Raw genomic sequence first — 18,372 nt, 5'->3', positions numbered from 1 at the left:
TGCGCACCGGCGACATCCGGATAGGGTGCCGCTCCGGAAGTTCGTAGTCCGACCCTATGAGGGGGGTTCAGTGAGGGGCAAGAAGGTACTGGCGCCGTTGGCGCTCGGTGTCGCCATGGCGGTTTCGGCCGCGCCCGCGCAGGCGCAGATCGCGCAGCCGCCAGGCTCGATCAAGAACATGGAGCTGGTCGGCAACCTGCCGGAGGCGGCGAACGCGACCGCGATCAACTTCATGACCTACGGCAAGAAGGACAAGGGCCGGGGCCGCTTCGACTGGGTCTGGGACTGGTTCGGCAAGCCCAAGGACAAGGGCAAGGAAGTCATGTTCGTCACGGGCCGCTTCGGCCTGAAGACGTATGACCTGTCCGATCCCGCGAAGCCGAAGTTCCTGGACGAGGTCACGAACGAGGAGCTGCGGCTCCCGGGCGACCCGCCGTACTCGCCGTCGAACCCGACGTCGACGTTCTGGCAGAACGAGGACATGGACGTCGACGACAAGCGCAAGCTCGCGCTGCTGTCGCGTGACCCGCGCGCCTACCGCGGTACCACGACCGGCGAGGCCGGGGTGCCGAACCCGAACGGCGGGCTCAACATCGCCGGCGTCTACGTCGTCGACGCCAAGGACCCGGCCAACCTGAAGGTGCTCTCCTTCAAGGAGCTGCCGACGGGCCACACGACGTCCTGCGTCAACGACTGCGAGTGGCTGTGGACCGGCGGTCCGGCCCCGTCCACCAAGCAGGAGCAGGCAGGCTGGCTCGGCGGTCGCCCGATCATCGCCACCGACCTGCGCGACCCGAAGAACCCGGTCTCCTACCCGCACAAGCCGGTCGACCTGTTCCGCCAGGACGGCGTCACCGCCTACGCGCACGACGTCGACGTCGACGAGCTGGGCATCGCCTGGGTCGCGGGCCTGGGCGGTACGCGCGGCTACTGGACCGACGGCGTCCACTGGGACCCGGTTCAGCGCAAGATCCGCCGCGCGACGCCGGTCGACCCGGTGCCGTACGCGGGCGGCGGGCTCTCGCCGCAGACCACGAGCGAGAAGTTCGTCCCCGGCGTCTCGCGGCTCACCCCGCTGTCCGACGGCAACGCGGGCGGCTGGATGCACAACTCGTGGCGGCCGGTCGGCCTGAACGCGCCGCTGACGGACTGGCGCTACCTGAAGGGCGAGCTGCTGCTCGGCACCGAGGAGTGGTTCGGCACGTACCCCGCGACCGCGGGCTCGAACGCGTGCCGCGAGGAGGGCAAGTTCACGATCTCCTCGCTGAAGGGCTCCTACAACGGCGAGGGCTGGCGCTCGACGCCGGAGAAGCCGTTCCGGATGGAGGCCGTCGGCTCGTGGGCTCCGGCTGACAACGAGGGCACGGTGTACAACCTCACCTCCTGCTCGGCGCACTACTTCGACGTCGACCGCGAGATCGTCACGTACGCCTGGTACGGGCAGGGCACGCGCATTCTGGACATCTCGAACCCGGCGAACCCGATTCAGGTCGCCTACTACCGGCCCGACGGCGGCAACGTGTGGGCGTCCTACAACCACAACGGCTACATCTACACCGCCGACGCCGCGCGCGGCGTGGACATCCTCAAGCTCAAGAAGGGCGCCCGGGCGGCGTCCGCCTCCGCGAAGGAGGTCAACGCGCCCAAGATGTCCAAGGCGCAGGTCGACTACCTCAAGAACGTCGCCTCCAAGCAGTGGGTGGCGGACCCGACCACCGGCGGGCTCTGCCTGCTGCCGGTCCAGTAGCCACGGAATAACACCGTGACGCGTGGCGTCGTCGGGGTCATGAGCCTCTCCGCCGACGCCACGCTCCTGACGCGCGGCCGCGATCCGCACGTGATCGCGGCGGCGCTCCTGCTCGACGAGATCCTCGCGGGTGAGCTCGAGGTCGAGTTCGGCTGCGTGGACGGCGAGCCCGTCGCCGACTGGATCGACCGGATGGCGCGCTACGCGCCGCCGCGGATCATCGCCGACCTCGTGCGCGACGGCGCGGCCACGCCGCGCCGTTTCTCACTCGCCGTCGACGCGCGTGCCGAGGCGGCCGCGCGGGAACGGGCCGAGCAGGATGCGATCCTGGGCACCCTCGTGGGCACGGCGCCGCTCCCGCCGGCGACGCACACGCTGCCGCCGGCGGTTCAGGCCGTGCTCTACGCCATCAGGTCGTCGGCCATGGCCTCGAACACCTGCACATACGCGTCCACCGACGCGTCGTCGTGGGTGACCGAGAGCGTCCACTCCTCTTCGCGCCCAGGCGTCATGAAGATGCCGCGGTTCATGTTGTAGAGCCACGCGAGCTCGGAGAGGTCCTTGTCTTGGTTGGCCTTGAACGTCTCGTAGTCGACGATCTTGTTGGCCGAGAACGTGACGCAGCCCTTGGAGCCGACGCCGACGGAGTAGCCGGGCAGGTTGTGCTTGCGGATGACGGCCTCGCAGCCGGCCAGGATGCGCTCGTTGAGCGCGTCCAGGTGCTGGTAGGCCTCCGGCGTGAGCACCTCGAGCAGGTTCGCCTTGGTGGCGGCCATGCCGAGCGGGTTGCCGTTGTAGGTGCCGACCTGGTAGACGGAGCCGTCCTCGACGGCCGTCATGGCCTCCTCGGTGCCGCCGATCGCGCCGATCGGCGTGCCGCCGCCCAGCGCCTTGGCCAGCGTGACCAGGTCGGGCGTGACGCCGAAGCGCTCGGTGGCGCCGCCCGCCGCGATGCACAGGCCGGTCTTGACCTCGTCGAAGATGAGGATGATGCCGTGGCGGCGCGTGATGTCGCGGACGGCCTCGAGGTAGCCGGGCTCGGGGAGCACGACGCCGAGGTTCATCATCGCCGGCTCCATGATCACGCAGGCGGGCTTGCGGCCCTCCTCGGTCAGGCGCTCGATCCGGCGCTCCATCGCGGCCGCGTCGTTGAACGGGACCGGGACCGTGAGGTCGACGACCGCCTGCGGGATACCGGCGCCGTAGGGAAGGCTGGCCAGGTTCTCGTGGTCGCCGATCTGGTCGTACTCGACGCCGATCGAGACCATCACGCCGTCGTGATGGCCGTGATAGGAGCCGAAGATCTTGACGATCGTGTCACGACCGGTGGTGCCGCGGGCGATCCGGATGGCGTCCATCGTGGACTCCGAGCCGGAGTTCGTGAAGCGCCACTTCGGCAGCCCCCAACGGCGCGCGAGCTCGTCACCGACGGCGATCGCGTCCTCGGTCGGCGCCGCGAAGTGCGTGCCGGCGCTGTAGCGGGCGTTGATGGCCGCGCCGATCGCGGGGTGGGCGTGGCCCTGGACCATCGAGCCGAAGCCGTTGTGGAAGTCCCACATCTCGTTGCCGTCGACGTCCCAGACCTTCGGGCCGGAGCCGCGCTCGAGGTAGATCGGCCACGGGTCACGCAGCTGGTACGACGATGCCACGCCGCCGGACAGGTGGACCTGGGCGCGGGCGTAGGTCTCCTTCGACCGCTGCGTCCGCTCGTTGAGCTGCTTCTCCTCGCGCTCGATCAGCTCCGAGATGCGCTGGCGAGGGATCTGGACAGGTGCGTCGGTGGCCATGGTTATCCCGTTCCTTAGACGGACGAACCGCTCGCGCGTGGCCGTGCGCGAGCGGCAAAGGGTCCATGCAGACTAGCCTTTCGCCGCCGCGGTGGTTGCTAGCCTCAGAGGGCAAGGTCCTTTCCCGCTCGCCGGACCCCAGTGCCCTCTTCAGAACCCTTTCTTGACGACCGTGATGGTCCGCGCGATGAGTGCGGCGTCTTCGGCATAGTCGCGCCCGGCCGCGAGGTCTCGCGCCTCACCTACTTCGCCCTCTACGCGCTGCAGCACCGCGGGCAGGAGTCCGCCGGCATCGCGACTCAGCAGGGCGGCCACATCATGGCCATGCGCGACCAGGGCCTCGTCAACCAGGTCTTCGACGAGTCCAAGCTGCGCGCGCTGCAGGGGGACATGGCGGTCGGCCACGTGCGCTACTCCACCACGGGCGCGAACTCGTGGGAGAACACGCAGCCCGTCTGGCGCTCGGACAAGCGCGAGGTCGCGCTCGCGCACAACGGCAACCTCGTCAACGTCGTCGAGCTGCACTCCGAGCTGCGCGCCGCGGGCGTCTCGTTCCGCTCGACGTCGGACTCGGAGATCATCGCCGCGCTGCTGTCCACGCACGACGCGGAGACGATCGAGGACGCGGTCGTGGACGTCCTGCAGCGTGTCGAGGGCGCCTACTCGACCGTTGTCATGACCAAGGACCGCGTGGTCGCCTTCCGGGATCCGCTGGGCCTGCGTCCGCTGTCGCTCGGCATGCTCGGGGACACGTACTGCGTGGCGAGCGAGAGCTGCGCCTTCGACATCATCGGCGCCAAGTTCCTGCGCGACGTGCAGCCCGGCGAGGTCGTCTCGATCACCGCCAAGGGGCTGCAGACCCGCCAGGCGGTGCCGTCGCCGCGCTCGGCGCTGTGCGTGTTCGAGCACATCTACTTCGCCCGGCCGGACTCCCGTCTGGGCGGCCGGGTGATCCAGGTCTCCAGGGGCCGGATGGGGGAGATCCTCGCGCGCGAGGCGCCGGTCGAGGCCGATCTCGTCATCCCGGTGCCGGACTCCGGCGGGCCCGCCGCGCGGGGATTCGCGCGCGCTTCCGGGCTCCCGCAGGACGACGGGCTGATCAAGAACCGTTACGTCGCCCGTACGTTCATCCAGCCCGGGCAGGAGCTGCGCAAGCACGGCCTGCGGCTGAAGTTCAACCCGCTGCCCGAGGTGGTCGCCGGCAAGCGCATCGTGGTCGTGGACGACTCGATCGTGCGCGGCAACACGACACGGCAGATCGTGCAGATGCTCCGGGACGCAGGCGCCTCCGAGGTGCACATGCGCATCAGCGCGCCGCCGATCAAGCATCCCTGCCACTACGGCATCGACATGTCGACGCGCGAGGAGATGATCGCCCACAACCGCACGGAGGCCGAGGTGGCCGCCGAGCTGGGGGCGGACTCGCTCGCGTACCTGTCGCTGGAAGGCGTGTATGAGGCGATCGGCTCCGAGCGCGAGGCGCACTGCGACGCGTGCTTCTCGGGCGAGTACCCACTCGCAGGTACGTCCGCCAAGGACGCCTTCGAGCACGCGCTTCCCGTCCTGCGCTAGTCAAGTTCCGGGCATGTCCGCCGATCGGTGGAATACATGCCCCTCTCGAAGATCGTGGTTCCCGCGTCTCTGGCCGTGCTGCTGTTCGCCGGCTGCGGCGGGAGCTCTAGCAACGAAGCCACCGACGCCGCCAAGGCTGTAGCCAAGCAGGGCGGCGTTCTCACGGTGCCGTGGTCGGGTGACGTCGACTCGATCGATCCAGGCATCACCTACTACTCCGGCGGCTACATGGTCGCCAACGCCACCCAGCGCACGCCGATGGCCTACGAGCCCGGCAAGTCCGAGGCGCGCCCCGACCTGGCGGTCGAGGCGCCGACGGTGAGCGCGGACGGCAAGACGGTCACGCTCAAGCTCAAGGCCGGCGTGAAGTTCTCCCCGCCGGTCAAGCGCGAGGTCGTCGCCGACGACCTCAAGTACGCGATCGAGCGCGGCTTCTTCAAGACCGTCAACAACCCGTACGCGGGCTCCTACTTCTCCGACATCGTGGGTGCGGAGGTCGGCGTCGCCGCCGGCACCAAGATCGCCGGCATCACGACGCCGGACGACCACACCGTCGTCTTCAAGCTGCGCCGCGGGACCGGCGGGACGCTCGCGGCCGCGCTCGTGCTGCCGTTGGCCGCCCCGGTGCCGCGCGACTACGCGCTGCCGCTCGACCGCGCGAAGGTCAGCGAGTACGGCGTCAAGCAGGTCGCCACGGGCCCGTACATGGTCGAGACCTACGAGCCGGGCCGCGAGATCGTCCTGGTCCGCAACCCCTCGTGGGACAAGACGACCGACTTCCGCCCGGCCTACCTCGATCGCATCGAGATGCCGCAGGGCAACGACGACTCCACCATCGCCGCGCGCCGCGTGCTGAGCGGCAAGAACATGGTCTCCGGTGACTGGCTGCTGCCGCCGGCCGAGCTCAAGAAGGCGTACCAGAAGACGCCGGAGCAGCTCGAGCTCGTCGAGTCCGGCGGCGGGCGCTGGGCGGCGATGAACACGAAGGTCGAGCCGTTCGACGACATCAACGTGCGCAAGGCCGTCGTGGCCGCGTTCGACCGCCAGGGCGCGCTGATGGCGCTCGGCGGCAAGGCCGTCGGCGAGGTCGCGACGCACTTCCTGCCGCCGGGCACGCCGGGCTTCGAGCAGGCCGGCGGCGCCGCCGGGACCGGCGTGGACTTCCTCGCCTCGCCGACCGGCGACAAGGCCGTCGCGGCGCGCTACATGCAGGCCGCGGGCTACGCCTCGGGCCGCTACGAGGGCACCGAGGAGCTGCTGATGGTCGGCCCGCGCGACGGCAACGGCAAGACGATCTCCGAGCTGGCCAAGGCCGCGTTCGAGTCCGTCGGCTTCAAGGTCAACCTGCGCCTGCTTTCCCAGCAGGTCGTCATGACCAAGTACTGCGGCAACCCGGCCGCGGGCGTCGCGGTGTGCCCGAACATCGGCTGGATCCGTGACTTCGCCGACGGCCAGACCTACCTGGACTCGACGTTCAACGGCGCGAACATCCACGAGGTCGGCAACGCGAACGTGTCGCAGCTCGACGACCCGGGCGTCAACGAGCTCATGGAGGCCGCGAAGGTCGAGACGGACCCGGCTGCTCGGGCACAGAAGTGGGGCGAGGTCGACCGTGCGATCACGGCGCTCGCTCCGGCCGTCCCGCTGACGTGGGACCGCACGCCGATGGCGCACTCCAAGAACGTCGAGGGCGTCGCGAACGAGTCGCTGGGCGTCTGGGACTTCTCGTTCACGGCACTTCGCTGAGAGTCGCGCGCAGTCTGCAACAAAACTGCGCAAACAGCGTGGGAGCGTCCGGACCGGCGGCTAGTGTCGCCGGTCCGGATGTCCCTCACGTGGCTTGAAGATCCGCCCCCTGCGCCCCAGCTGGGGTTCGACCTGGGCGAGGCGGACGGGCGCGTGCCGGCGGTTCCGGTCGTGGCCGCCACGGACGTGGACGCGGCGCTGCGGGAGGCGTTCGGGTTCTCGTCATTCCGGCCCGGCCAGCGCGAGGCCGTCGTGGCCGCGCGCGAGGGGCGCGACGTGCTGGTGGTGATGCCCACCGGCTCGGGCAAGTCGCTCTGCTACCAGCTGCCGGCGCTGATGCGCACGGACCTGACGCTGGTCGTGTCCCCGCTGGTGTCGCTGATGCAGGACCAGGTGGAATCGCTGTCCGCAGTGGCTCCGGGCCGGGTGGCGCAGGTGAACGGCATGCAGGACGCGGCGGCGAACCGGCGGGCCGTGGACGGTGCGATCTCGGGTCGTGTGCGGGTTCTGTACGTCGCGCCGGAGCGGTTCTCCTCGCCCGGGTTCCTGGAGCGCCTCCGGCAGGCGCGGATCGGCCTGTTCGTGGTCGACGAGGCGCACTGCGTGTCCCAGTGGGGGCACGATTTCCGGCCGGACTACTTCCGGCTCGCGGACGCGGCGCGCTGGCTCGGCGCCGAGGCGATCGTGGCCTCGACGGCCACGGCGACGCCCGAGGTCGCGCGCGACATCGTGTCGCGCCTGGGTCTGCGCGAACCGGTGCACGTCGCGACGGGGTTCGACCGGCCCAACCTGGCCTACTCGGTGGTCCCGTGCGCGGGCAAGGAGGCGGTCGCGGGGCGGATCGCCGCCGTGCTCGGGGAGCCGGGTGCCTTGCCCGCGATCGTCTACGCCGGCACGCGCGCGGAGGCAGATCGGCTGGCCGACCGGCTGGGGTACGAGCTGGGCGTCGAGGTCGTCGCCTACCACGCGGGGCTGCCACGGGATGTGCGGGCCGACGTGCAGCGGCGCTTCATGGACGGCTCGGCGCCGGTCGTCGTCGCCACCAACGCGTTCGGCATGGGCGTGGACAAGGCCGACGTGCGCACGGTCTGCCACGAGTCCGTCCCGTCGTCGATCGAGGCCTACTACCAGGAGGCCGGCCGCGCGGGGCGTGACGGGCAGCCGGCGCGGGCGCTGCTGTTCTCCACCAGCCGGGACAAGGGCCTGCACGTCTTCTTCATCGAGCGCTCGGAGATCGACGAGGACCAGTTGAAGTTCGTCGCGCGTACGATCGTGGGCGCCGCCGAGGGCTCGCCGCCGCGCTTCAACCTGCACATGAACGACCTCGCCCAGGCGGAGGGCGACGAGGAGGCCGTGCGCGCGATCGTCGGCTACATGGCCCGCGCGGGCGTCATCCAGCCCGCTCCCTCGGGGCCGGACCGCGTCGCTGGTCGCGTCGTGGGCGTGTGGGACCGCAACACCTTGGCCGCCTGTCGCACCGCCACGCAGGAGGGCACGCGCGTGCGCTGGCGCCAGTACCGCGCGGTCTGGGCCTGGGTGGAGGGCGAAGGCTGCCGCCGCGCGGGCATCCTGCGCCACTTCGGCGACCGCTCCGTGCCGGAGTTGAGCGGCCCGTGCTGCGACGTCTGCGACCCGTCGCTGATTCCGGCCGCCCCGGCCCGCGTTGGCCGCCAGTCCGTGCTCGCGCCCGCCGCCGACCTCGAGGCCGCGATCCTCCAGGTCGTCGATGTCGCACAGCCCGGCGTGAGCCGCACGCGCTGCGTCGAGATCCTCCGCGGCGTCCGCAGCCGGGCGATCCGCGAGCACTCCTACGACGGCCTGCCCAACTACGGTGCCTACCGCGACGTGCGCCCGGAACGCGTGCTGGAGACGATCGACGCGCTCGTCGCGGGCGGCCTGCTCGCGTGCACGCCCCGCGGCCGGCTCGCGCCGCTCGGGGCGACCTCCACGGTGGGCCCGTCGCCCGCCCCCACGACCCTCTCGGAGGCCGCGTGAGCTTTCGCGTCGGCGTGCTGGCCTCGGGCACGGGGTCGAACCTCCAGGCCATCCTCGACCGGGTCCACGGGCGCGAGGCCGAGGTCGTCGCGGTCGGCTCCGACAAGCCTGGCGCGCCGGCGCTCGGGCGCGCCGAGGCGCTCGGGATCGCCACCGCGACGTTCCCCGGCGCGGAGTACGAGAACCGCGAGGCGCGAGACACGGCGATGGCGCTGTGGCTGCTCGAGCAGCGCGTCGAGCTCGTCGTGCTCGCGGGATACATGCAGCTCGTCGGCCCGGGGTTCCTCGGCCGCTTCCCGCGCCGGGTGATCAACGTGCATCCGGCGCTGCTGCCCGCGTTCCCGGGCCTGCGGGCGGTCGAGCAGGCGCTCGAGTACGGCGTGAAGGTGTTCGGCGTCACGGTCCACTTCGTCGACGAGGGCGTGGATTCCGGGCCTGTCATCCTGCAACGCGCGCTCGAGCTCCCGGACGTGACGGATCCCGACGAGGTCCGTGACCGGCTCCGGCCCGTCGAGCACGACCTGCTGACGTCCGCCGTCGCGTTGATCGCCCGCGGCGCCGTCCGCCCCGACCCCGATCACCCGCGCCGAATCACAGTGAAGGATCAATGAATGGCTGCTCCAGGTAACGTCAGCGATCCCATGGAGGCCATCGTGCAGCCGGGCGAGGTCCGCGTGCAGCGTGCGCTGCTGTCGGTCTCGGACAAGACCGGTGTGGTCGAGTTCGCGCGCGGGCTCGCGGAGCTCGGCGTGGAGCTCATCTCGACGGGCGGCACGGCCGCCGCGCTGCGGGAGGCGGGCCTCGAGGTCCGCGCGATCGACGACTTCACGGGCTTCCCGGAGATGATGGACGGGCGCGTGAAGACGCTGCACCCGAAGCTCTACGCGGGCGTGCTCGCGCTGCGCGACAACGCGCAGCACATGGCCACCGCGGCCGAGCACGACATCGAGTTCGTCGACCTCGTGTGCGTGAACCTGTACCCGTTCGAGGCCACGGCTCGCCGTCGTGGCGCGACCGAGCACGAGATCATCGAGAACATCGACATCGGCGGCCCGACGATGATCCGCGCGGCCGCGAAGAACTACCCGTTCACGGCGGTCGTGGTGAACCCGGCGTCCTACGACGCGGTGCTGCAGGAGCTGCGCGACGCGGGCGGCAAGCTGTCGCTCGGTACGCGCGAGTCGCTGGCGGCCGAGGCGTTCTCCACCACCGCTCGCTACGACAGCGCGATCTCGCGCTGGTTCGTCGAGAAGCAGGACGACTTCGCGCCGCTCATGCTCACCGCCTACGAGAAGGTGACGGACCTCTCCTACGGCGAGAACCCCCACCAGCGCGCCGCCTACTACGCGGACGCGGGGGCGCGTATGCACGTGCTGTCGATGGTGCGTCAGCTCGGCGGCAAGGAGCTCTCGTTCAACAACGTGCTCGACCTCAACGCCGCCCGGCTGCTGATGCAGGAGTTCGAACTGCCGGCGTGCGTGATCATCAAGCACAACAACCCGTGCGGCGTGGCCGTCGGCGGCTCGGTCGTCGAGGCCTACCACGCGGCCTTCGCGTGCGACCCGCTGTCGGCCTTCGGCGGGGTGATCGCGGTCAACCGCGCGGTGGATCAGCAGTTCGCCGAGGCGCTGCTGAAGCAGTTCTGCGAGGTCATCATCGCCCCGCACTTCACGCAGGAGGCGCTGCAGCTGCTGTCCTCGAAGCCGAACATGCGCATCCTCGAGGACGACGAGCGGCGCAAGGCCAACATCGCCGAGCGAGACCTCAAGCGCGTCATGGGCGGCCTGCTCGTCCAGGACCGGGACATGGGCCTCGAGGACCGCACGGAGATGGAGGTCGTGACCGACCGCAAGCCCACCGAGGCCGAGTGGGGCGAGATGCTGTTCGCCTGGAAGGTCTGCAAGCACGTCCGTTCGAACGCGATCGTGCTGTCCAACGACCTCGCCTCGGTCGGCATCGGCGCCGGCCAGATGTCCCGCGTGGACTCGGTCCGGCTCGCGATCGAGAAGGCCGGCATCGCGGGCTCCCCGCTGCTCGGCGCGGCGATGGCCTCAGATGCGTTCTTCCCGTTCCCGGACGGCCCGCAGCTGGGCATCGACGCGGGCGTCGCGGCCATCATCCAGCCCGGCGGATCCAAGCGCGACCACGAGGTCGTCGAGGCCGCCGACGCGGCCGGCATCGCGATGGTCTTCACGCACCGGCGCCACTTCAAGCACTGATCCCGTGCGGGGTGTGCCCGCCCGCGTCCGGTCTCCGGACGTCGGTGGGCATGCCCCCTAGGAACCCTGGCCGCGGCCGGTCTTGTCCTGCAGCTCGTCAATGCGGCGGGACGCGTCGGCCTTCGACATCCTCTCGTCGAACTCCTCGCCCGCCTCGTCGCTGAGCGTCTTCAGGTAAGAGGCCTGCGCGCCCGTCATCGGCTCGTCGCCGGTGACCCACTCGGCCGGGTCCTTCTCGGTGTTCGTCATCTCGCTCATGCCGGGAGTCCTACCCGAACCGGCGCGTGAGCGAACATACGTTCGCATGAAGGCGTACACGCCCATCGTGGTCGAGCGCTCGGACGGAACGGGTAGCGTGCGGCGCATGGAGGCCACCACCGTCGCTCGCCAGATTGCTGTCGCCCGCGTCGCCCTCGGCGCCGCGCTCACCGTCGCTCCCGGCGTGTTCACCCGCATATGGGTCGGGGAGCGCACGACGGGGGCCAAGGTGCTCGGCCTCGGCTTCGGGGCGCGGGACGTCGCGATCGGCACCGGCCTCTGGCACGCGCTCGACTCCGGCGCCGACACACGGCCGTGGTTGGTCGCGGGGGCCGCGGGCGACGTCGCGGACCTGGTGGGCACGCTGGCGGCGCGCCGTTCGCTCTCGCCGCTCGGCGTCAGCGTCGCGGCGGTCGCCGCCTCGGGCGCCGCGCTGAGCCTCTGGGCGGCGCGTCAGGTCGCGCCGTAGAGGACTCTCGTCCAGATGGTAGTGAGCGTGTCGGCGACGGTGTCGCGCTTGGTGCGCGGCTCGTGGCCCATCGAGCGGTTCAGGTAGCGCTCCATCATCCACACGAGCGCTCGCGCGGTCTCCTTCGGGTCCAGCGGCAGCACGCGCCCGGCTTCGATCTCCTTCTCGATGTGGCGCGCCGTGACGCCCACGAATTCGTCCACGAGCCCGACATAGACGCGCTCGACCTCGTGGTCGTCGGTGGCGGCGTCCGCGAGCGCCCGCAGCACCGCCCCGTGCTGGGCGTAGACCTCGACGAAGCCCTCCATCGCCTCGCGCGCCTGCGCCGGCCCGTCGCCCGAGCCGGTGTACCAGCGCTGCGACATCGTCCGCAGCTCCGCGCCGATGTGCTCGACCACCTTGAGCATGAGGTGGTGGCGGTCCCGGAAGTAGACGTAGAACGACGGCCGCGACAGGTCGGTCCGCCGCATGACCTCGTCCACCGTCAGCTCTCGGAACGTCCGCTCGCGCAGCAGCGCCTCCGCCGCGGCGACGATTTCTGCTTCCGCTACTTCGGGCGTCCGGCGTCTCCGGCGGCCACCCATCTCCTGCATCTGGCCCGCGCTCACCCTCGGGCAAGCCTACTGCGCGATACAGTCGCACGCGCCAGCCGCCGTAGCTCAGTGGTAGAGCAGCGGACTTTTAATCCGTTGTGCGTTGGTTCGAATCCAACCGGCGGCACTGATGCTCCTGGAAATCTGGACCTACATCTCGTTCGCGCTGGCCGTCGGCACGGGCCTCGTCGTCCTGTTCTTCCTCGTCAAGAAGGACGACGCGCGTGAGAAGGAAGAGGCGGCGCGCGAGTACTTCGACGCGCACGGCCACTGGCCGGACGAAGCCTGAGCGAAGTACCCCCAACGGGAATCGAACCCGTGCTACAGGCGTGAAAGGCCTGCGTGCTAACCGCTACACCATGGGGGCGCGCAGAGACAGTCTAGGGTTCACACGCTGCGGGTCAGTCCGCCGTCCACCAGGATGGCCGTCCCGTTGATGTAGGAGGCCGGTTGGGAGCACAGGAAGACGGCCGCGGCGGCCAGCTCCTCGACGGTGCCGAGACGCTGCGCCGGGATGGTCTTGCGAGCGTCTTCGCTGGCCGCTTCGAGCGAGCCGGCGGTGTCGATCATGCGATCGGTCGCGATCTTGCCCGGGTGCACGTGGTTGAACGTGATGCCCGCGGCGGCATGTTGGCGCGCCAGCACTTTGAAGGCCGCGACCAGGCCGGGGCGGTGCGCGTTGGACAGCTGCAGGGCGTCGATCGGCTCCCGCACGGCCATCGAGCCGATCGCGACGACGCGCCCGAAGCCCCGGTCGGCCATGCCCGGCACGAGCCGCGCGAGGATCGTCATCGGCGAGAGCAGCAGCGTGCGCTGCGCCGCCTCCCACTGCTCACGGGTGAACTCGAGCGGGTTCCCGGCGGGTGGGCCGCCGGTGTTGGCGACGTAGATGTCGATCGGGCCCAGGTCCCGCTTCACGGCGTCCAGCAGCGCCGGGATCGCGTCGAGGTCGGCCGAGTCGAACGCGTAGCCGCAGCCGCCGAGCTCGCCGGCGACCTGCTCGGCCCGCTCGGTCGCGCGCGAGGTGACCGCGACCTTCACGCCTTCAGCGGCCAGTCCTTCGGCGATGCCGCGGCCGATGCCCTTCGAGCCCGCCGTGACGAGCGCGACCTTGCCGGTGAGCCCCAGGTCCATCTACGCCACCGCGACCCTGCGGTTGGCGGCGAGCCGACCGCACCACGCGGCGAAGATCGCGACCCCGAGCGGCGCGCCCAGCCAGTGCTGGTCCAGCGCCACGCCGACCAGGCTCGGCAGCCCGGCGAGCGCCGCGCCCGCGAGCACGGGCACCAGCGGGAGCCGCAGGACCGCGCCGGTGAACAGCGCGCACGCCGCCCACGCCCCCGGCCCGGCGAGCCAGCCCCAGGAGCGGAAGAACTCGCGGTCCAGCAGGCTCGCCAAGGTCACCGCGACCACCCCGAGCGTGAGCGCCTGCAGCAGCGCCGCCCGCCACACCACCGACCCGTCCATGCGGGCCATCATGGCACGCGCAGCACGAGCCCCGCGCCCACCGGCCAGATCGGCGGCAGCACCCCGTCACAGTCGCCGAAGAGCAGGCATCCCAGCAGCCCGCCGTCGCCCGGCTCGGGCGTCGCGGTCGGCTCGGGCGAGGGCGTCTCGGTGGGCTCGGCCGTCACCGTGGGAGTCGGCTCGGCCGTCGGGCTGGCGGTGGGGCCGGGCGTCGCCGTCGCGGTCGGCGAGGGCGTGGCGGTGGGGATCGCCGTCGGCGTGGGCGTCGCCGTGGCCGTCGGCTCCGCGGTGGCTGTCGCGGTCGGCTCGGCTGTTGCCGTCGGCTCGGCTGTCGCCGTCGGGGTCGGCTCGGCTGTCGCGGTCGGCTCGGCCGTGGTCGTGGGCTCCGCCGTCGCGGTCGGAATCGGCTCGGCCGTCGCGGTCGCGGTCGCGGTCGGAGCGGCCGTGGCCGTCGACTCCGCCGTGGCCGTCGCGGTCGGGGTCGTCGTCGCCGTGGCGGTCGGGCGCGGCGTGCGGGTCGCGGTCGGTTCCGGCGTCGGCGTCTTGATCGTCCCCGGCGTGCGAGTCGGGGACGGGGTGCGCGTGGCGGAGGGCGTCGGCGTCGCGGCGGCGGTCGTAGGCGCCGCGGGCGGGGCCGGGTCGCCCGTGACGACCGGCGGCGTGTCGGTTGGCGGCGCGGGCGGCGTGCGGTCGCGCGCGGCGGACCGGATCAGCGCGCACGAACGGCGGTGCTGGGCCGGCGTCGGGTCGTACCCGTAGATCGCGTACTGCTTGATCGAACGGATGCGGGCGTAGCGGGCGCACCACGCGTACGCCTCCGCGAACCACTCGGCGAGCGGCCGCGACCCGCTCCACCAGAGCGCGCCGGGGCGCTTCATGAGCTTGCGGAAGCGCGCGCGGTCGCGGTTGGAGAAGACGGTCAGGTCGTACACGTGCCCGAGCTCGTGGAGCAGCACCGCCCGTGGGTGGGCGATGCCGGGCTTGACGTAGATCACGCGCGGCTGCGCCGTGTAGACGCAGCCGGCCATCTTCGGCAGTCCCGGACAGCTCGTGTGCCGCAGGACGACCGTGCCCGTGACCGTCGGCACCAGCGCGCTCTCCGCCCAGCTCTGCCACTGCCCGGACAGCGGCCCGCCGTTCGGGTCGACGAGCTCGACCGCTCCGCGCGCCGCCAGTGGCGCGGCGCTCGCGGAACGCGGATGCGGCAGGCCGAGAAGCACGCACAGGCCTGCGAGTACGACGACGGGGACCAACCGTCGCATCACGATTTACGTGAATACCACAGAAGCGGTGAGCCTGTCGTCGCTCGAACGGCGGATCCGGGGCGCCGACCCGAAAGTCGGCGCCCCGCCGGTCTACCGCTCCGCGCGGACCCGCCCGCTGAGCGTCGAGGACTTCCCGCCCGCCACGGGGGCGGCCGTGACCGACAACGGATGCGAGCCGCCGCCCAGCTTGCGCCGCGCCGACGCGCTCACGCTCAACCGCACGGTCGCCGTCCGGCCGGCGCGCACCGTCACGACCTTCGTCGCGAGCGTCACGCGCTGGCCACGAACCGTCGCCCGCGCGGTGACCTTCACCCGCAGCGACCGCGACTGCGCGTTGCGCACCGACACCACGAGCCGCCCACGCGCGTCGACCGTGATCGTCGGCGTCCCGCCCGCACGCGGAGAGGCCTGCACCGTCACGCCGGCGGGACCCTGCGGCCCGGCCGGGCCGGTCTCGCCACGGTCGCCCTTCGGCCCCGCGGCGCCGTCCTTGCCGTCCGCGCCCAGGTCGCCCTGCGGCCCGGGAGGTCCGTCGTCACCCTTCGGCCCCTGGGGCAGCGCCGAGCTCGTCCCCGTGAGTGCGATCAGGGCCTCGCCGGCGCTGACATTGGCGGGCAGCACGAGCGCGGCGGCCGACGCCGCGTTCTCCCGCGCCGGTGCGAAGCGCACGAGCAGCTCGCACGTCTCATCCAGGCCGAGCGTCCGCCCGGAGCACTCGTCGGCCGCGACCAGGAACTCACCGGCCGAGGCCGCGTCACCCGGCCGCACCCGGGTCGTGCCGAGCACCAGGCGCTGCGAGCCCGTGTTGCGGACGGTCACCGTGCGCGCCGGGCCGATCGTCGCCGCGGCCTGCGTGGGGAAGGTCGGCGCGTCGGCCGTCAGCGCCGCGCCCGCGTTCCCCTCCAGTACGAACGTGTCCAGGCGGCTCTTGCGCAGCCGCGGATCGCTGAGGTCCTTGTTCTCCTGGTGGTCGTAGAGCTGCTCGTAGCCCTGGTCCATGCCGAGCTGGATCGACTCGCCCGCGCCCAGCACGTCCGGCACGCGCCCGATCAGCTCCCACGATCCGGGCGCGTCCGTGTGGGACGGCTCGACCGTGTTGGGGACGAGCGTCGTGAGCTTGACCGGCGCGTCGCCGCGGTGACCGGTCCAGCTGAACAGCGCCTGCACCGAGCCGCCACCGACCTCGCTCGGCGCCGCGAGGATCAGGTACTGGCCACTCTTGTTGCGGCGCAGCTCGCGGATCGTCATGCCACCCAGGTCGAGGAGGATCGGCGCGTCGAACTCCGCGGGCTCGCCCGCCGCGACCTCGTTCAGGTTCGTCAGCGGCACGATCACGGCCCGGCCGTTCGCGGCCACCGGCACGATCGGCGAGCGGAAGCCGAGGTAGAGCGTCGTCGAGGAGCCGGGCGCGAACTCCGCGCCCTCGATGTTGAAGCCGTGCGGCGCGTCCGGCCGCACCTGCGCCTGCGTGCCGGCGTGGAACCCGAGCGCGTCGCCGTTCGCGCGGTCCCACGCGACCAGGTCGTCGCGCAGCCCGCGGTAGGAGCTGAGGTACGTGAGCTTGGTCTCGCGGCCGGACTTCGCCACCTTGGTCGCGATCAGGACGCGCCGCGAGGTCTGGATGGCGCCGTCCTTCTTGTTGCCGTGCGAACCCAGCCAGTAGATCGTGTCGCCCGTCCGCGCGGAGGACTCGAAGTCGATCTCGTCGAAGGAGCCGGCCGCCTCGCCGATCTTGAACTCCTTCAGCGGGCCTCCGGAGCGCGCCGTGTCGAACAGGCGGATGTCTCCGAACTCGTCGTCGGCGACCAGCAGGTGGCCGTCGCCGGCGTCGATCGCGGTCGACGAGTCGCTGAAGCTCTGCAGCACCCGGCTCGTCGCGGTCGTGGCGACGGAGGCCGCGTACGTGAACGTCGTCGTGCCCGTCTTGCCGTAGAGGCCGGTCACCGTGAACGTGACGGTCGCCTTGCCGCGCGCGGCGGGAGCGAAGGACACGGCGCGCTTCAGGCCCTCGCTCGTGATCGTGATCGAGCCGGCCGGCAGCACCTCCGGGTTGTCGCTGGTGGTTGCGACGCTCAGCTGCGACGCCGGCACCGCTTCGCCGAACTCGTTCTTCTGCGCGATGTCGAGCGTGACGGTCGGGTTGGTCGGGTCGCCGACCACGCCGGACTGCGTCGGCACCGAGACCTCCACCGTCGGGTCCGGTGCGTTCTCGGGATCGGGCTCCTCGGTGGCGGCGATGAAGATGCGCGTCGGGCTGCCGCCGATCGGCACGACTGCGCCGAACGAGCCCGTCGCGACGTTCACCGGCTGGATCGTGCCCGCGGTCGTGTTGGCCACATACGCCGTCGTGCCGTCACGGCTGAGCGTGACGCCGACCGAGCCGACGCCGGTGCCGGTCGGTACCGGGTCCCGGCCGCGGGCGCCGGTGACGGCGTCGAAGAAGGCGAGCGAGTCCGCGGTTCCGCCCGCGAGCGTCGAGCGCGTGACGAGCAGCGTCCTGCCGTCCGGCGTGATGGCCATACCGCGGTTGCCGCTGCCGGCCGAGATCCGGTTTCGACCCGTCCTGGTCGCCAACGTGATCGGGACCACGCCGGCGCTGCGGGCCACGAAGGCGTCCACGCCGTCGGAGCGGACGAGGATCTCACCGATCGCCGGGTTGGTGAGCGGCACCCGCGTGACGTCCACCGTGCCGGTGGCGACCTCGACGAAGTACACGCCGCCATTGGCCTCCGGATGGTTCGTGTCGACCAAGGCGGTCGTCCCGTCCGGCGTGAACGCGACACCGCCCGCAGGCACCTCGCCGGCGGGAAGTGCGATCACGTCGCGTCTGGAGCGCAGCGCGAGGTCGATCGGCGTGATCCCCGCGTCGCCGACCGCATAGGCGAGCGCACCGTTGGGCGTGATCGCGAGCCCGCGCACCCCGATCACGCCCGTGATGGGCGCGCCGAGCGTGTTCGTCGCCACGTCGAGCGGCGTGACCGTGCCCGCCTCCGTGTTGGCGAGCCACAGGGTCTTCTCGTCCGGCGCCATCGCGGCGGCGTCCGCCTTGGCGGTGAGCGGGATCGGGCTGAGCGCACCCGCCCGGCCCAGTATGAAGCGCGACAACGACGCCTCGTTCGCGTTGAGTACGTAGCCGGTGTCGGCGGCCGATACGGGCGGCGCGCCGGTGAGCAACAGGCCCACGGCGGCCGCGGCGGCCGCGTAGAGACGGATAGGGGACGGCACGGGACTCCTCGTCGTCGGAAACCGGCCGA

15 protein-coding genes and 2 tRNA genes are annotated in these 18,372 nt (G+C 71.5%); 9 read left to right on the top strand and 8 right to left on the bottom strand.

The features are described 5' to 3' along the window. Positions 1-70: 70 nt before the first annotated feature. Entirely contained in the window at positions 71-1,747 is a 1,677-nt protein-coding gene (locus OJ962_RS18520; RefSeq protein WP_202954379.1) for an LVIVD repeat-containing protein, read from the top strand. 401 nt (positions 1,748-2,148) lie between these two features. On the opposite strand, the gene OJ962_RS18515 is transcribed toward OJ962_RS18520, so the two are convergent. Beyond that, a complete protein-coding gene (locus OJ962_RS18515) occupies positions 2,149-3,534 on the bottom strand; it encodes an aspartate aminotransferase family protein (protein WP_202954378.1) in 1,386 nt (461 codons plus the stop codon). A gap of 141 nt (positions 3,535-3,675) precedes the next feature. On the opposite strand from OJ962_RS18515, the gene purF reads away from it, so the two are divergent. The 5 genes from purF (at position 3,676) to purH (ending at position 11,066) form a co-directional block, all read left to right on the top strand. Next, positions 3,676-5,106, top strand: coding sequence for an amidophosphoribosyltransferase (purF, locus tag OJ962_RS18510; RefSeq protein ID WP_202954377.1), 1,431 nt, complete (start codon positions 3,676-3,678; stop codon positions 5,104-5,106). Positions 5,107-5,142: 36 nt separating this feature from the next. Further along, positions 5,143-6,852: an ABC transporter substrate-binding protein gene (locus tag OJ962_RS18505; RefSeq protein ID WP_202954376.1), complete on the top strand. Its 1,710-nt coding sequence runs from the start codon at positions 5,143-5,145 to the stop codon at positions 6,850-6,852. 78 nt (positions 6,853-6,930) lie between these two features. Then, on the top strand, positions 6,931-8,847 hold the full coding sequence (locus OJ962_RS18500; RefSeq protein WP_202954375.1) for a RecQ family ATP-dependent DNA helicase: 1,917 nt from the start codon (positions 6,931-6,933) through the stop codon (positions 8,845-8,847). Continuing rightward, positions 8,844-9,458, top strand: coding sequence for a phosphoribosylglycinamide formyltransferase (gene purN / locus OJ962_RS18495; RefSeq protein WP_202954374.1), 615 nt, complete (start codon positions 8,844-8,846; stop codon positions 9,456-9,458). Before OJ962_RS18500 ends, purN begins: the two co-directional genes overlap by 4 nt. A gap of 30 nt (positions 9,459-9,488) precedes the next feature. Beyond that, on the top strand, positions 9,489-11,066 hold the full coding sequence (gene purH / locus OJ962_RS18490) for a bifunctional phosphoribosylaminoimidazolecarboxamide formyltransferase/IMP cyclohydrolase (protein ID WP_270006521.1): 1,578 nt from the start codon (positions 9,489-9,491) through the stop codon (positions 11,064-11,066). Between the two features lie 57 nt (positions 11,067-11,123). Here the strand turns inward: purH and OJ962_RS18485 are convergent, their stop codons facing one another. Further along, positions 11,124-11,324, bottom strand: coding sequence for a DUF3072 domain-containing protein (locus OJ962_RS18485; protein WP_202954373.1), 201 nt, complete (start codon positions 11,322-11,324; stop codon positions 11,124-11,126). A gap of 46 nt (positions 11,325-11,370) precedes the next feature. On the opposite strand from OJ962_RS18485, the gene OJ962_RS18480 reads away from it, so the two are divergent. Continuing rightward, positions 11,371-11,793, top strand: a complete 423-nt coding sequence (locus OJ962_RS18480; protein WP_202954372.1) for a hypothetical protein — start codon at positions 11,371-11,373, stop codon at positions 11,791-11,793. Here OJ962_RS18480 and OJ962_RS18475 read toward each other — a convergent pair. Then, the gene (locus OJ962_RS18475; RefSeq protein ID WP_202954371.1) at positions 11,778-12,401 is read right to left on the bottom strand and encodes a TetR/AcrR family transcriptional regulator; all 624 of its coding nucleotides are present in this window, start codon (positions 12,399-12,401) and stop codon (positions 11,778-11,780) included. The genes OJ962_RS18480 and OJ962_RS18475 overlap by 16 nt on opposite strands. Positions 12,402-12,441: 40 nt before the next feature. On the opposite strand from OJ962_RS18475, the gene OJ962_RS18470 reads away from it, so the two are divergent. Next, positions 12,442-12,513: transfer RNA gene (locus tag OJ962_RS18470), tRNA-Lys, on the top strand. A gap of 3 nt (positions 12,514-12,516) precedes the next feature. After that, positions 12,517-12,675 (top strand): hypothetical protein, encoded by a 159-nt coding sequence (locus OJ962_RS18465; protein WP_202954370.1) that lies wholly within the window; start codon positions 12,517-12,519, stop codon positions 12,673-12,675. A 6-nt stretch (positions 12,676-12,681) separates the two neighbouring features. Here OJ962_RS18465 and OJ962_RS18460 read toward each other — a convergent pair. The 5 genes from OJ962_RS18460 to OJ962_RS18440 all read right to left on the bottom strand — a co-directional run bounded on the left by OJ962_RS18460 (position 12,682) and on the right by OJ962_RS18440 (position 18,343). Further along, a tRNA-Glu gene (locus OJ962_RS18460) sits at positions 12,682-12,753 on the bottom strand. 20 nt (positions 12,754-12,773) lie between these two features. Then, on the bottom strand, positions 12,774-13,520 hold the full coding sequence (locus OJ962_RS18455) for an SDR family oxidoreductase (RefSeq protein WP_202954369.1): 747 nt from the start codon (positions 13,518-13,520) through the stop codon (positions 12,774-12,776). Next, a complete protein-coding gene (locus tag OJ962_RS18450; RefSeq protein ID WP_202954368.1) occupies positions 13,521-13,853 on the bottom strand; it encodes a hypothetical protein in 333 nt (110 codons plus the stop codon). An 8-nt stretch (positions 13,854-13,861) separates the two neighbouring features. After that, positions 13,862-15,115 carry a hypothetical protein gene (locus OJ962_RS18445; RefSeq protein WP_202954367.1) on the bottom strand — a complete coding sequence of 418 codons (1,254 nt, stop codon included), beginning with the start codon at positions 15,113-15,115 and terminating at the stop codon, positions 13,862-13,864. A gap of 93 nt (positions 15,116-15,208) precedes the next feature. Beyond that, positions 15,209-18,343 (bottom strand): DUF3616 domain-containing protein, encoded by a 3,135-nt coding sequence (locus OJ962_RS18440; RefSeq protein ID WP_270006520.1) that lies wholly within the window; start codon positions 18,341-18,343, stop codon positions 15,209-15,211. Between the last annotated feature and the right edge of the window lie 29 nt (positions 18,344-18,372).

The organism is Solirubrobacter deserti (genome assembly GCF_027587175.1).
Taxonomy (GTDB): Bacteria; Actinomycetota; Thermoleophilia; order Solirubrobacterales; family Solirubrobacteraceae; genus Solirubrobacter; species Solirubrobacter deserti.
Note: the sequence above shows the minus strand (reverse complement) of the source record. Positions and strands in the feature narration are given on the sequence as shown.